This window comes from Flavobacterium sp. N502540, assembly GCF_025947365.1.
In the GTDB taxonomy this organism is placed as follows: Bacteria; Bacteroidota; Bacteroidia; order Flavobacteriales; family Flavobacteriaceae; genus Flavobacterium.
The window spans coordinates 1,467,376-1,482,514 of the sequence record NZ_CP110012.1; the positions used below are offsets into that span (position 1 = coordinate 1,467,376).

A 15,139-nucleotide genomic window follows, 5' to 3' on the forward strand; every position below is an offset into this window, starting at 1 on the left:
TGGTTATTATTTTACTTTTTTTTGAACTTTTTAAAATACGGTTACTTTTTTTTCTCTATACTTTTTGTTTTTAAATTATACTTCTACGGATCGTTAATTCACATTAAATCATTCACATATCTCATACTTAACTTCTTTTATTACTACCACAGATTTCACTTAATGTAATTTTTTTCTGCTGATTAGTTGTGGAGTAGTTTATATGAATAAGTAGTCTCTTTACTAGTTATTTTTAAAATCATTACATCGCTATTCGATCTGATATCACTATGGTTTATTGTAATTTTGTTATAGCCTAAATTTAGATTTTTGGTTTCAGAATACAATTTCTTTCCTTGCATATCAAAAATTTGAATTTTAATTTCGCGATTGCTATTTGAATTGATCTCGATATTAAAGTAGTCTTTTGATGGATTTGGGTAAACTTTAAATTCAAAATCATTATTTGTTTCTAAACCCTCTGTTTTTACTTTATCGAATTCGTTATTCTTATCGTCAGGAGTTGCAAATGTGGCTGCAACTTCTCTTTTTCCTTGTGTATTATTTCCTTTTTTGGGATATGAAAAATGAGTTTGCACATGATCTTTAAGTTCTGAATAATTAAATTCATGTATTTTGACTGCCGCTGGTATTTTAAATTTATTATTGTTGGTATTAGAACCGAATGTAATTTTAGCTGTAGCAGATCGGTTTAAAAATTCATTCATTGGAGAATTAGCCTCGTTGAACTTGTAATCCAGACCAAAGTAAGTTGCTGACAAATACTGAGTGGTGGTTGGAAGTGGAGTTTGCTTTATTTGCACTTCAATCCACATAAAGCGGGCTGTAAAAAAGTATCGCACTGTCCAGACTGCATCAACAGGAGTCTGGTCTTTCAAGGTAAACAGCGGATCAAATAAAAGATAATCGAAGTGAGTGCCATTTTCATGATATCGTCTAAGCATCATGGTTTGATCTTGATAGAAGATCTCTAAAAATTTCCCTTTACTGCTTTCAAAGCTCAATAATCGATCTCCGTCCTTCGGTGCTTCAAAATCAGCAATTATCACTAGCCCATCAGTATTTTGTGATAAATTATCTAATTGATCCGCTGAAATAAACTGCGAATTATGATCCGCTTTTGATGTACTTGTAAATACATTATTCCCATAAGGCGCAAAGTAGGAATATGGCCCTGATTGAGAAAACGACATATTAAAATTTAGCAGCAATAGTACTGGTATAAACTTTAGTTGCGCTATCGAAAAAGTACTAAAAAATATATTTTTCATAACTCTATAAATTTATATGTAATCAAAATTTGGATTGTATTTGGGACCAGATATCAGGTCTGTCAGTTGTCAGAACGGATATATTAAAGTAAGGGATACTATTTAAAAAATAATGGTCTCCTCTAACGTCAATACGCATATCTTTAATATTCCATTGTGCCCATCTGTCTACGTTACCTTTAGGCCCCATAGCCTCTTCAGAATAAATTCCTGGCCTTAATCCAGTTACTTTATAAGCATACTCAAATAAGTTTCTATATAATTTACCTCCTCTACTAAAAGAGGCGATAGTAGTTTCGTTCTCACTTTTAAAGTTGGTTTCAAAAGCCATAATTTTATTGCCTGCAGCACTGTACCAAGTGTCAATAAATTGAGCTTTAGACTGAATATCGCCACCAGGTTGCAGAACAGGAAAATATAGGATTTTGGAAAGCAAATTTATGTCGAAACCGGGCGGCATACCATTTACAATATCTTGATAGGGATAAGTTACTTTGAATGCTAAATATTTTAAGGCATTTTTAGTGTTGGCTACTTCAATACATTTTCTCAATATTAACATATAATCCTCTTTTTGCATTCTGTCTGCGTTTATTGGATTCAGTAGCGGATCATAATCGCACCTTGCTATGCACTCTTTGGTATACATATCATTTCGGGATTTTGCAGATTTAATATCAATAGTTAATATTGTTTTGTTTGCAATCATTTCATCTAACAGATCAGAAAAAGTTATAAAATTATTGTCACTGACAGTCCCATTGCGTTTTCTTAACTTTAATGTTTTTAATTCATTCAGGGTTTTATCATAAATATAATCCGTATCTGGTCCGGAATAGTTTGTAAGACGGGGCAAGTAATAGTCATGACTTACAACTATTAAATTATCTTTCGTCCGCGTAATATCCGATTCTATAACTTTTGTGTACTTCAAGGCGGCTTTTATTGCTTCAGGAGTATTTTCAGGAGGACCATTACCTAAGTCGTATCCCCAATACCCTCTGTGTGCGGCAAATACTAAATTAGATCCATGCTCTAAATCAGGAGATTTAATTTTGCTCCAAATAGTGCAAATTGGATCACCGGAATTATCTAAATTATGGCAAAAATGATTGGAATCAAATTGTACGTTTCCTCCTAATGAGCCAACAACACCTATTCCCGGTACCTTAATTCTGGAAAAAACAGCATTTGTAGTAAATACAAAAATATTTACTTTAATACCAGTGGATAAAAAATTATAAACGGATGTTTTTTGAGATTTATCATATCGAGATTTATCAATAGCCCATAAAGCTCTTTTGATATCGCCAGTCTCCCAGGTATCAGGGTAGTTTGACAACCAAGTGGCATCACTAGAAGTCATTGAATTCTTTGTTTGAGTAAATGAAGCCCCACCAAAATTATTGGTAGTAGCATTAGTCGCCAGTTTATAAATTAAAGTGCCTTTTTTATTAGGCCTGCTTTCATCATACGTCCAAACTTCCATTTGAATGCTGCCATTACCAGATACCTCCCCAATTATTCCTCCCGTTAAATCTGCATCCGGAGCAAAAATATTTAGTAAACTTATTTCAGCTGTCGTGCTTAATGCTACTTTTCCCTGTCCTAATACTGTAGTAGAAGAGAAAAAAAACAAGAATTGACTTAAAAAAAACAAGAATTTTAGACTAAAATTTTCGAAATAAAGATTTATAGTATACATCGTTTTAGATTTTTTTTAATTCTGTTTGGTCTCGAGATTATGGATAGAATTTTTCAATTCCTTATAATCCTCTTTAATTTTATCCAATTCCTTTTGTTGATTTATGGTATAAAGTGTAAGTTCTTCTATTTTCTCTAAGAGTTTTATATTCATTTCATGCAAATTATAACCGTTTTCTGCTATTGATTTTTGAGAAGGTATGTTGGGCAGATGTTTATTTACAGAAATAAATTCCCCAATTTCTTTTAGTGTTTTTAATTTATAAGTATCGTTAAAAACATAATCCGCCCATGTTGCTTTAGGACTAATTCCATAATCTTCCGTCAATATGCCATTATGAACAAATAAATCATAGGAACTTCTCATTGAAGCTTTAATATTGCCAGGCATTACACCTCCAATATATACATTGTCACTAGTATCCAAATACATATTTGTGGCCCTTTTATTTGTCCCAACATATAGACCATGGTTTGAACTAGTACCAATCCATCCATCTGTATTAGTAGTATTACTGGATAATTTAACTTGAACTCCATTATTCTCAGAGACTATTGCCCCATTTGCATGAACTTTGAATTGAGGAGAGTCAATGCCAAATCCTACGTTATTACCAGGAAAAAAAACGTTATCATTATTGTCACCGATATATATTTTATTTCCTGTATTAGATGAAATTTTCAAACCATTTTCATCACCATTACTTTGTATAAAAGAGGAATACCCGTCTACCCATGTAGTAAGATTGTCCCAATCTGCAGCCCAATTATCACTTTGTAAAACAGACTTACCAAAAAGACGAAGTTCGTTTCCTGAATTGGATCTATGGGCGAGATACATCATTAATTGAGAGTTGTTTTCCCCGCTTGCTGTAAACCAACTAAATGATGATGATGGACTAGCACTATTGTTGTCGTCAACAGTAAACTTCCAATTGTCAAGATAACTAGAGCTGTTATAAACAGCTTTCGTTAGTTGTTCATAAGTCAATACACTTTCTTGGGCATAACTCGAATTTAAAGTCATCAATAATAGCACTAAAACCAGTAACGATCTGCCTGCTTTTTCAATTAAAAATTTCATGGTTGTTTTCATATTTTTTAGGTTTTAAAGGTTAGCTTAGTATGTTTCTTTACTTGCAGTTGGCCAAACACTGTTAACGATGGAGGGGTATTTTGAGTTAAATCAATAGTGTGTGTTTTCTTATTATTCACTATAACACTTCTATTCTCACAAATGGAGACACATTTTCCTCAGAAAAATTGCTGACATTCTTTTCTTTATTCATTGTAAATAAAAATTAGATTTCGCTTACTCTTTTTAGGATTTTCCTTTCTGCAATCAGCATTAACAAATAATTAACAACAAATATATAAAACTTTTCCTATAATTATTTTGTATATGTGTTAAAATTACTACAGAAACAGCTTATAAATTAACAGGTAAATCATAGTTACATTCTTATGTTTTCCATTAAATAAAGTCTCCATTTTTTTAAAAGATAAAATATCTTAAATGCATATATTTGTTAACCATTAAAATGTCCCAAACTTTTAATAGATCAAAATTTACAACTCATGAAAAAAGTTTACCTACTTATTACCTTAATTTCATTTTCTGTCTTTTCGCAGAAAAAATTTGACAACATTAAATCCGAAAAGCTCGGAGAAGAACGAAGAATAACTATTGGTCTTCCGGAATCTTACGAAGCCAATCCCGATAAAAAATATCCCGTTTTGTATTTACTGGATGGTGATTATTTATTCGATCCTTTTTCCGGCGCGATAAGTTACGGTACTTATTGGGGAGACTTACCCGAGATGATCATCATTGGCGTTCATCAGAATAAAAACGACGAACGCGAGGACGATACTACGATTGATCAGAACACAGGGCTTCCTTTTGAAAAAGGAGCGAACTTTTTTGAATTTGTGGGTGCTGAATTAGTCCCTTACATTGAGAAAAAATACCGTACCTCGCCTTTCAGAATTATTGCCGGTCATGATGTAACCGCCAGTTTCATTAATTTTTACCTTTACAAAGAACAGCCTCTTTTTAACGCCTATATTGCTTTTAGTCCGGAACTGGCAAATAAAATGGAAATTAGAGTACCGGAGAAGCTTGCCAAAGTTACAGAACCTGTGTTCTACTACCTTTCTGCAGCCGACGGAGACAATAAAAAACTCAAAGAACCAATCGAAAAATTAGACAGCAATATTAAAATCGCTAATAATCCATTAGTAAGCTACAAATACGATTTATTTAAAGGCACCACCCACTATACTCAGGTTTTACATGCAATTCCGAGTGCCTTATATCAAATTTTCGATGTTTACAAGCCTATTAATTCCCTCGAATACAACAATAAAATTGCTGTTCTGGAAACGGGATATGCAGATTATTTAGAAAATAAATACAACACCATGTCTAAAGTTCTGGGAGTTCAGATTCCGGTGAGAATGAGTGATTTCAAAGTAATTGAAAACCTGATTCTAAAAAAGAACGCTTATGACGAATTAGGCAAAATGGCTGAAATTGGAAACGTAAACTATCCGAAAGCCATGTTGGGAGAATATGAATTAGGGTTGATGTACGAAAAAATGGGAGATCCTAAAAGAGCTTCTAAAAAATACCAAAATGCTTCTCAAATGGAGCCAATTGGTGATTTGAATAAAGATTTAATGTACGAGAAAATGGATCAGATGAATGCATTAGCAAAAACCACCAAATAATGTCAAAAGTTAAAACTTCCTTTTTTTGCCAAAACTGCGGAACTCAGTATGCCAAATGGCAAGGACAATGCAATGCCTGTAAAGAATGGAATACTATTGCTGAAGAAATTATCCAGAAGCAGGAAAAAGTAGCCTGGAAAAGCGAACCTACTTCAAACGGTAAAGCGCCGCGCCCTTTAAAAATTAACGAAATTGATTCGGCACAGGAAATTCGAATGAATACTACTGATGGTGAATTAAACCGTGTTTTGGGAGGCGGAATTGTTCCAGGATCCTTAACGCTTTTAGGAGGTGAACCGGGTATTGGAAAAAGTACACTTTTGCTCCAAATTTCACTTAAACTGCCATACAAAACCTTATACGTTTCCGGTGAGGAAAGTCAGAAGCAAATCAAAATGCGCGCGGAGAGAATTACTCCGAACAGCGACAATTGCTACATCTTGACGGAAACCAAAACACAAAATATCTTCAAACAAATTGAAGCCATACAGCCTGAAATTGTAATTATCGATTCGATTCAGACTTTACATACCGATTATATTGAATCTACTGCAGGAAGTATTTCTCAAATCCGAGAAACCACTGCCGAACTCATCAAATTTGCCAAAGAAACCAATATTCCGGTTATCTTAATCGGACATATCACAAAAGACGGAAACATTGCCGGACCTAAAATCCTCGAGCACATGGTCGATACGGTCTTACAGTTTGAAGGCGATCGCAATCATGTGTACCGAATTTTACGTTCGTTAAAAAATCGTTTTGGTTCTACCGCCGAACTTGGAATTTACGAAATGCTGGGCAGTGGTTTACGCGAAGTATCCAACCCTTCCGAGATTTTAATCTCTCATAAAGACGAAGAATTATCCGGAACAGCAATTGCTACCACGCTCGAAGGCATGCGTCCTTTGATGATCGAAATACAATCACTGGTGAGTACCGCAGTTTACGGAACTCCGCAACGAAGTACAACGGGTTACAATGCCAAAAGATTAAACATGATTTTAGCGGTTCTCGAAAAAAGAGCCGGATTTCGTTTAGGAGCGAAAGATGTCTTTTTGAACGTTACAGGTGGAATTTCTGTCGATGACCCTGCGATTGATTTAGCTGTTGTTGCTGCAATTTTATCTTCCAACGAAGACATTCCGGTAACCAAAGGCTTCTGTTTTGCCGGAGAGGTTGGACTTTCAGGTGAAATTCGCCCGGTAAATCGTGTTGACCAACGTATTCAGGAAGCTGAAAAACTTGGATTCACCACTATCTTTGTATCCAAATACAATAAAATTGCGTTAAAAAATATAGGAATCAAAATTGAATTGGTGGCTAAAATTGAAGATGTGGCCAGTATTCTTTTTGGATAATTCGTTTTTTCGCCACGAACTACACCAATTAAACACGAACTTTTATTTAAATTTATTGCAAATTCAAATTTGTTCGTGTTAATCAAATTCGAGAAATCAGCGGCAGAAAAACTTTTCATTTTGCGAATAAGCGCAATTTTTATGAAATTAATTTTATGAAATTCCCAAAACAAAAAATATACAAAGTCCTCCTAATACTTGCATTAGTATTGGTAGTACTTTTTTTAGGGTTTTACTTTTTTCGCGATTCACTTCTGAAACAAGCTATCGCTAAAGTAACCCACAAAATGAATACGGAATACAACAGTACATTTTCTGTAAAATCAGCTTCATTTGATGGTTTGTCCGGTATAAAACTAACCAATGTGATTCTGGTTCCTAAAAATGCCGATACTCTTTGCCATATTCAAAAAATAGAAACCAGTATCAGTCTTGCCAATTTACTGATTGGTGATGTACAAATCGGAACTCTAAAAGTCAACAACGGCTACATTCAACTGGTTAAAAAAGGAAATATTCGCAATTTTGATGCTTTCTTAAAAAAAGACAAATCAGATTCAGACAAAAACGAAAAGCGCAAATACGCTTCCTTTGCTTATCGCATCATTTCGAAACTATTAAATCTGGTTCCGACCGATATGAAGCTCGAGAATTTGAATTTCAGAATTGACGACAATGGCAAAAAAACGTCTGTAGCGATCAACAAACTGGTTTTAGACAACAAACAGCTTGAAACCAACCTTCATGTTCAAAGCAAAGATTTTGATCAGCGCTGGAACATTAAAGGCTTTGCCGATCCGAGAAATAAAAAAGCAGACATTCGTTTTTTTAATCTGGATACCGGAGCCATTCGTGTTCCGTACTTAGACGAACGTTACAACTTAAAAGCGAGCTTTGATTCAATCCGCCTGAATGTTCAAAACATTGAAAAAGACGGCAGTGAACTGCACCTTGACGGTTATACGTCTATCGCCAATTTAAAAATCAATCATCCGAAAATTGCCAGCAAAGACGTTGTGATTAAAAATGCCCGTTTTGATTATCGTTTCTTACTTGGAGATAGCTTTATTTCGATCGACAGCACTTCGACCATGCAGTTGAATAAAATCAAACTGCATCCTTATGTTTCTTATGACACTGAGAAAGACACCGTTTATACTTTAAAAGTAAACATTCCGAAAATGGAGGCACAAGATTTTATTGTTTCCCTGCCGGAAGGTTTGTTTACCCATTTTGAAGGAATGGAAGCTGCCGGAAGTTTTGACTACAAACTCGATTTTAAATTCAATAAAAACAAACCGAACGCTTTGGTTTTTGATAGTAAACTCAACAAAGAAGGTTTAAAAATTACGAAATACGGCGAGGCAGATCTTAACAAGCTGAATGGAGAGTTTGTTTATCGCGCTATTATTCAAAATGTGCTGCAACGACCGGTTTTGGTTGGAAATGCAAATCCGAACTATACGCCTTTAGATCAAATTTCACCTTATTTACGAAAATGTGTTCTGACGACTGAGGATCCGTCGTTCTTTTCGCATCGTGGTTTTATCAATGAAGCGTTTAAACAATCCATTTTAAAGAACATCAGAACTAAAAAATTCTCACGCGGCGCAAGTACCATTAGCATGCAGCTGATTAAAAATGTTTTCCTGACCAGAGAAAAAACACTTTCACGCAAACTTGAAGAAATTTTACTGGTTTACATTTTAGAGAACAATCGCGTTGTAAGCAAGGAAAGAATGCTGGAAGTTTATTTCAACATTATCGAATGGGGACCTAATGTGTACGGGATTGGAGAAGCAAGTCATTTTTACTTCCAGAAAAGCCCCGCTAATTTGAATGTTGATGAATGTCTGTACTTAGCGACAATTATTCCGAAACCCAGAAAATTCATGTATCAGTTTAATGATCAAGGCAATTTAAGGGATTATGCATTGAAAAATCAAAAATTCCTGAAGAATTTAATGTTCCGAAGAGGTTTGTTGGTTCCTGAAGATACTCTTGGACAATTACCCGTTTACATTTCGGGAAATGCGCGTTCCTTGATCAGAATTAAGGCTCCTGATTCTACAGCGGTGAAGAATGATTCTTTGGCGATTGAAGACGAATTTGACCTGTAAAACACGGATTTCACGGATTGGCACTAATTTTAGGCTTAAAATCGCTTATCCTCTACATAAAAATTCCACAAACTAACACTAGTTCAATCGGTGTTAATTTGTGGAATTTGTGTTTGATTTAGTAGTACTAATTAAGGAGCCGGATCAGGAATTATGGCCTGAACAGCATTAATTTCTGCTATGATTTCTTCTGACAGTACTACATCAATTGTATCAATATTTTCTTTTAGTTGCTCCATAGTTGTGGCACCAATAATAGCGCTTGTTAAAAATGGCTGCTGTAACACAAATCCCATCGCTAATTGGGTTAAGGTTAAACCATGTTTAATCGCGATTTCCTGATATAATTTTGTGGCCTGTGTACTTTGCGCACTATTGTAACGTGTATATTGCGGAAAAAGATTGATTCTGGCATTTGGATGCGCTTCCCCGGTTAAAAATTTACCCGTCAAAACTCCAAAAGCCAAAGGCGAATAAGCCAACAATCCTACATTTTCATACTTTGAAACTTCGGCAGAACCTACTTCAAAAAGACGATTCAGCAAACTGTACGGATTTTGAACTGTTTTAATCCTCGGAAGGTTCTGGTATTTGCTTTCTTCTAAAAAACGCATCATTCCCCAGGCATTCTCATTTGAAACTCCAATATGTTTTATTTTACCTTCTTTAATTAAGCCGTCAAATGTTTCTAGTACTTCTCTGAAGTTATCTTCCCAAACATCGTCGTGACCGTTAAAAGCGCGTTGTCCAAAACAATTGGTTTTTCGCTCCGGCCAATGCATCTGATACAAATCGATATAATCGGTTTGCAGACGTCTTAAACTATTCTCTAAAGCATATTTGATGCTTGCTGGTGAGAAATCACCTTTTTCACGCATGTACGTGAACGCAGGATTTGGACCGGCAATTTTGGTAGCCAATACCACTTTGTCACGATTTCCCGATTTCTTGAACCAGGTTCCTATAATTTTCTCTGTACTTCCGTAAGTTTCTTCGCGTGCGGGAACGGAATACATTTCGGCTGTATCAAAAAAATTAACGCCTCTCTCCAATGCGTAATCCATTTGCTGATGCCCTTCGGCTTCTGTATTCTGTTGCCCGAAAGTCATCGTTCCGAGATTGATTTTACTAACTTTTATGTCGGTATGGGGTAAAGTGGTGTATTTCATTTCTTCTTAAGGCTCTAAGTTACTAAGGAGCTGAGTTGCTAAGATTTTAAGCTTTCAGCATCCGACTATTAAAACTCAAAGATACGAAGCGATTCTTCAAATGAAAATCTCTCAAAAGTTAAAAAAAAGATAAGGTTAGATTTTACCTTTTAGCACCTACAGCACCCCAATTGTTACAAGTCATCAACCAGACATTCCTTTTAAAAGAAAGCTTAAGAATAGTGTCTTTAAATTTGCTTGCTCAGCGCAACCTAGGATTGCTTTGAACAACAAATGCCCTATAAATTTTTAATAACTTAAACCCCCAAACAAAATAAAAAAAATTATTCTGGGAATTCTTGCCTTCTCCGTTTTTGCATGTTCAACCGAAGAGAACACTAAAACACCTACAGGACAAGTAAAAGAAGAAGTAAAACCGGATCCTATAGTATCAGCACCGCCTAAGTATTGTGAATCAGCAGGAAAGATCAGCAGCGAAGAACGATTAGATAAAGTCGTTTTTGGCAGTATCAGCAATGCTTCAACAGGCAAAGGAGGTTATGAAGATTTCACTAACATATCTGGCAATTTCGCATTAGGTTCAAGCAATACTATTTCACTTACACCTGGCCTTTACAGCCAATACGGAAAGAATGGCTTTGGCGTACAATTTTTTATCTACATCGATTACAATCAAGATGGCGATTTCACTGATCCGGGAGAAACAGTCTGGAAAAGTAAACAAGGAACCGATCCGGTAAGCGGAACGATTACGATCCCCTCCACAGCATCGCTAGGTTCTACCAGAATGAGAATCGAGCTGAGAAGTATATTATCTCTGCCAGGTACACCCGTTACTGATCCTCCTTTTGGAACCGGCTGCGGAACTTTTGAGTATGGACAGGTCGAAGATTATACGTTAAATATTAAAGCAAAATTGTAAACAATTAAAAAAGGTTCAAGTAAAAACTTGAACCTTTTTTTTAAAATCTTAAAGACTTAGCCCCTTAGAACCTTAGCGTCTTAATTTATACTATTAAGCATCTCCGCAATCTCATCTAATCTTGGTGTTAAAATGATTTCGATACGGCGGTTTTTTGCTTTCCCTTCCGGAGTTGCGTTACTGGCCAACGGAGAGAATTCGCTTCTTCCGGCAGCGGTCAGTTTTTGTTTATTAATCTTAGCGTTCTCGCTTAAAATGTTCACGATAGCAGTAGCTCTCTTGGTAGATAAATCCCAGTTATTTGCAATTGGCCCTGAACCTGCGTAAGGATCATCATCGGTATGCCCTTCAATTAAAACCGAAAGATCCGGATTATCCCCTAAAACTTTTCCAAGTTCCACTACAGCTTTTCTACCTTCGGTACCAACGGCCCAGCTTCCTGAATTAAAAAGCAGTTTGTTTTCCATCGAAACATATACTTTTCCGTTTTTTTGTTCTACCGTCAGCCCTTTTCCTTCAAAACCGTTTAATGCTTTAGACAAAGTTTCTTTCAATTTACGCATTGCCTCTTCTTTTGCGGCAATCATCGCTTCCAATTCGTTCAAACGATTTGCAGTTTTATCCAAACGAGCTTGTTCTTCAGCTAATTTTTTAGATTTTGCCTCCAGTTGTGCTAACAGTTCACGATTCTTAGCCATATTACTTTCTAAAGCATCGTTGCTGTTTTTCTCTAAAGCATTGTAAGAGTCCTGAAGTACTTTATATTTTTTCTGCTGTGCGGCCAGATCTGCTTTTTGTTTTTCAAGATCTGTTTTAGTTGCATTTAAATCTTTTGTTAAAGCATCACGATCAAGTTCTAACTGATTTTTTGATTTCTGCAAACTCTCATTTTCATCAGCAATTGCACGGTTTTCTTTTTTCAGATCCGAATATTTGGTTTCAAGATCGTTGTAAATTTTCTTGGACACACATGAGGTCATAGACATTGCTACAACCAGTAATCCTACAGAGGCCTTTTTAATCATTTTTTCTTTTATTTGGAGGGTATTAATAATCGTGCCATGTAAAAACTCAATACCAATGACTATGTCAATGTTTAAATTTAAACTGCAATTCATTCAACAATAACAATACCACTTTTACTCGATTTCGACTAAAACAGGACAATGGTCTGAATGAACGGCATCCGGAAGAATGACTGCTCGTTTTAGTCTATGCTCCATAACATTACTCACCAGATTGTAATCGATACGCCAGCCTTTGTTGTTTCCTCGGGCTCCTGCACGATAACTCCACCAGGAATAATGATGTGGTTCTTTATTAAAATGACGGAAACTGTCTATAAAACCAGATTTCATAAATGCATCAAGCCAGGCACGTTCTGCCGGTAAAAACCCTGAAACCGTTTTATTTCGAACCGGATCGTGAATATCAATCGCTTCATGACAAATGTTGTAATCACCACAAATAATCAAATTCGGAATCGTTAATTTTAACTCATTAATATACGTTTGAAAATCGTCCATAAACATAAATTTATGATCCAGTCTTTCAATATTAGTTCCTGAAGGCAGGTACAAACTCATTACAGAGCAATCATCAAAATCGGCACGAAGGTTACGCCCTTCAAAATCCATATGCTGAATTCCGGTTCCGTACACCACATTATTCGGTTTTGTTTTAGACAAGATAGCAACACCACTATATCCTTTTTTAGTTGCCGGATAATAATATTGATAAGGATAACCTGCTTTGGTAATCTCCTCAACCGGAATCTGTTCTTCAGTAGCTTTTATTTCCTGAAGACAAATCACATCTGGATTAGCTTGTTGCAGCCATTCGATAAAACCTTTGGTAATTGCGGCACGTATTCCGTTTACATTATAAGAGATAATTTTCATCAGCGTTTTTTTAGGATTTCAAATGTAATAAAAAAGTGGAAAGTTTGCATTTGAAACAGCGAAAAGTAGAGTTTTTTGTTATCTTTGTTCGCTGCTCTTAATAAATTAAAAATAGTACATGGGTTTAGTTACCGCGAAAGAAGTTGCAAAAGCGATAAATGTTGATAAGTACGGAGTTTTGGGTACTTTTTCGGGCTGGCTTCTTATGAAAGTCCTTAAAATATCTACTCTAAATAAAATTTACGATCACAACAAGCATTTAGAGGATGTTGCATTTCTAAACGGGATTTTGGATGAGATGGAAATCAAATTTGAAATTCCCGAAGAAGATTTAAAACGTTTACCGAAAGATGGTGCTTATATTACCATTTCAAACCACCCTCTTGGGGGAATTGATGGTATTTTACTTTTAAAATTAATGCTTGAAAGAGAACCTAATTTTAAAATCATTGCCAACTTTTTACTACATAGAATTGTTCCGCTTAAAAAATACATCATGCCTGTTAATCCTTTTGAAAATCATAAGGATGCCAAATCAAGTGTGGTGGGGATTAAAGAAACTTTACGCCATTTAAGTGACGGGAAACCATTGGGAATTTTCCCTGCCGGGGAAGTTTCGACGTACAAGGACGGAAAATTAGTCGTGGATAAACCTTGGGAAGAAGGTGCTTTGAAGTTAATCCGAAAAGCCAAAGTTCCGGTAATCCCTATTTACTTCCACGCCAAAAACAGTAAGTTGTTTTATTGGCTTTCTAAGATTGACGATACTTTACGTACAGCAAAATTACCTTCGGAGCTGCTGACGCAAAAAGACCGTGTGATTAAAGTTCGTATCGGAAAACCGATCTCAGTGAACGAACAAAATGAAATCGAATCATTTGAAGAATATTCTGAATTTTTAAGAAAGAAAACCTATATGCTGGCCAATCCTTTTGAGAAAGACAGCAAATTGTTAGACACCGCAAGCTTAAAGATTCCGAAAGCACCTAAAAAAATTGCAACTCCGGCAAATGAGTCAAAAATGATTGACGAGGTTTGTGCGTTAAGAAACAGTGACTGCAGGTTGTTGCAGAGTAAAAACTACGAAGTATTTTTTGCGCGTGCAAAATCAATTCCGAATATCTTACACGAAATTGGGCGCTTACGTGAAATTACTTTTCGTGAAGTGGGCGAAGGAACCAACGAATCTATTGACTTAGACGAATACGATCAGTATTATCACCATATGTTTTTGTGGGATGATGACACCAAAAAAATAGCTGGTGCTTATCGCATGGGATTAGGTTCTGAAATCTATCCGAAACACGGCATTGAAGGTTTTTATTTAACGGATCTTTTCAGATTTGAACCGGAATTACATGATATGATGCACAAATCGATCGAAATGGGTCGTGCTTTTATCATCAAAGAATACCAACAAAAACCAATGCCTTTGTTCTTGCTGTGGAAAGGAATTATTCATACCACCTTACGTTATCCGGAACATAAATATTTACTTGGTGGTGTAAGTATCAGCAATCAGTTTTCTGACTTCTCTAAATCGTTAATGATTGAGTTCATGAAGTCTAACTATTACGATCCATATATCGCACAGTATATTCACCCGAAAAAAGCGTACAAGGTAAAATTAAAAGACGCTGACAAAGATTTTATCTTCGACGAAGCCGAGTCTGACTTGAACAAGTTTGACAAGATTATCGACGAACTGGAGCCAGGAAATCTACGTTTGCCTGTTTTGATCAAAAAATACATCAAGCAAAATGCCCGCGTAGTTGCTTTTAACGTTGATCCTTTGTTCAATAATGCCGTAGACGGCTTAATGTACATTAGAATAGCAGATATTCCGGAAAGCACCATGAAACCTGTTATTGAAGAATTTCAGATAGAATTAGAACGCAAATTATCGGAGAAAGAAGATTAAGCATCATCATACAAACAAAAAATCCCATTTTAAGATG

Annotated in this window: 11 protein-coding genes; 5 read left to right on the forward strand and 6 right to left on the reverse strand. The window is 35.7% G+C overall.

The window, feature by feature from the left end:
• Positions 1 to 182: 182 nt before the first annotated feature.
• Genes OLM58_RS06560 through OLM58_RS06570 form a run of 3 tightly spaced genes read right to left on the reverse strand, consistent with a single transcriptional unit; the run spans position 183 to position 4,071 of the window.
• A complete protein-coding gene (locus OLM58_RS06560) occupies positions 183 to 1,271 on the reverse strand; it encodes a T9SS type A sorting domain-containing protein (protein WP_264531667.1) in 1,089 nt (362 codons plus the stop codon).
• Between the two features lie 22 nt (positions 1,272 to 1,293).
• Entirely contained in the window at positions 1,294 to 2,976 is a 1,683-nt protein-coding gene (locus OLM58_RS06565; protein WP_264531668.1) for a glycerophosphodiester phosphodiesterase family protein, read from the reverse strand.
• Positions 2,977 to 2,991: 15 nt separating this feature from the next.
• Positions 2,992 to 4,071 carry a hypothetical protein gene (locus OLM58_RS06570; RefSeq protein WP_264531669.1) on the reverse strand — a complete coding sequence of 360 codons (1,080 nt, stop codon included), beginning with the start codon at positions 4,069 to 4,071 and terminating at the stop codon, positions 2,992 to 2,994.
• 482 nt (positions 4,072 to 4,553) lie between these two features.
• Here OLM58_RS06570 and OLM58_RS06575 point away from each other — a divergent pair, with 482 nt between their 5' ends.
• The 3 genes from OLM58_RS06575 to OLM58_RS06585 all read left to right on the forward strand — a co-directional run bounded on the left by OLM58_RS06575 (position 4,554) and on the right by OLM58_RS06585 (position 9,189).
• Positions 4,554 to 5,708 (forward strand): alpha/beta hydrolase, encoded by a 1,155-nt coding sequence (locus OLM58_RS06575; protein WP_264531670.1) that lies wholly within the window; start codon positions 4,554 to 4,556, stop codon positions 5,706 to 5,708.
• Positions 5,708 to 7,069: a DNA repair protein RadA gene (radA, locus tag OLM58_RS06580; RefSeq protein WP_017495918.1), complete on the forward strand. Its 1,362-nt coding sequence runs from the start codon at positions 5,708 to 5,710 to the stop codon at positions 7,067 to 7,069. Before OLM58_RS06575 ends, radA begins: the two co-directional genes overlap by 1 nt.
• A gap of 155 nt (positions 7,070 to 7,224) precedes the next feature.
• Positions 7,225 to 9,189, forward strand: coding sequence for a transglycosylase domain-containing protein (locus OLM58_RS06585; RefSeq protein WP_264531671.1), 1,965 nt, complete (start codon positions 7,225 to 7,227; stop codon positions 9,187 to 9,189).
• Between the two features lie 131 nt (positions 9,190 to 9,320).
• Here the strand turns inward: OLM58_RS06585 and OLM58_RS06590 are convergent, their stop codons facing one another.
• On the reverse strand, positions 9,321 to 10,358 hold the full coding sequence (locus tag OLM58_RS06590; protein ID WP_026109928.1) for an NADP(H)-dependent aldo-keto reductase: 1,038 nt from the start codon (positions 10,356 to 10,358) through the stop codon (positions 9,321 to 9,323).
• Positions 10,359 to 11,019: 661 nt separating this feature from the next.
• On the opposite strand from OLM58_RS06590, the gene OLM58_RS06595 reads away from it, so the two are divergent.
• Positions 11,020 to 11,280, forward strand: a complete 261-nt coding sequence (locus OLM58_RS06595) for a GEVED domain-containing protein (protein ID WP_264532429.1) — start codon at positions 11,020 to 11,022, stop codon at positions 11,278 to 11,280.
• A gap of 80 nt (positions 11,281 to 11,360) precedes the next feature.
• On the opposite strand, the gene OLM58_RS06600 is transcribed toward OLM58_RS06595, so the two are convergent.
• Both OLM58_RS06600 and OLM58_RS06605 read right to left on the reverse strand, forming a co-directional pair.
• Positions 11,361 to 12,305, reverse strand: coding sequence for a flagellar motor protein MotB (locus tag OLM58_RS06600; RefSeq protein ID WP_264531672.1), 945 nt, complete (start codon positions 12,303 to 12,305; stop codon positions 11,361 to 11,363).
• A gap of 114 nt (positions 12,306 to 12,419) precedes the next feature.
• Positions 12,420 to 13,181, reverse strand: a complete 762-nt coding sequence (locus OLM58_RS06605) for an exodeoxyribonuclease III (protein ID WP_264531673.1) — start codon at positions 13,179 to 13,181, stop codon at positions 12,420 to 12,422.
• A 118-nt stretch (positions 13,182 to 13,299) separates the two neighbouring features.
• Between OLM58_RS06605 and OLM58_RS06610 the strand changes: the two genes are divergently transcribed.
• Positions 13,300 to 15,102 carry a GNAT family N-acyltransferase gene (locus OLM58_RS06610; protein ID WP_070906348.1) on the forward strand — a complete coding sequence of 601 codons (1,803 nt, stop codon included), beginning with the start codon at positions 13,300 to 13,302 and terminating at the stop codon, positions 15,100 to 15,102.
• Positions 15,103 to 15,139 lie beyond the last annotated feature (37 nt).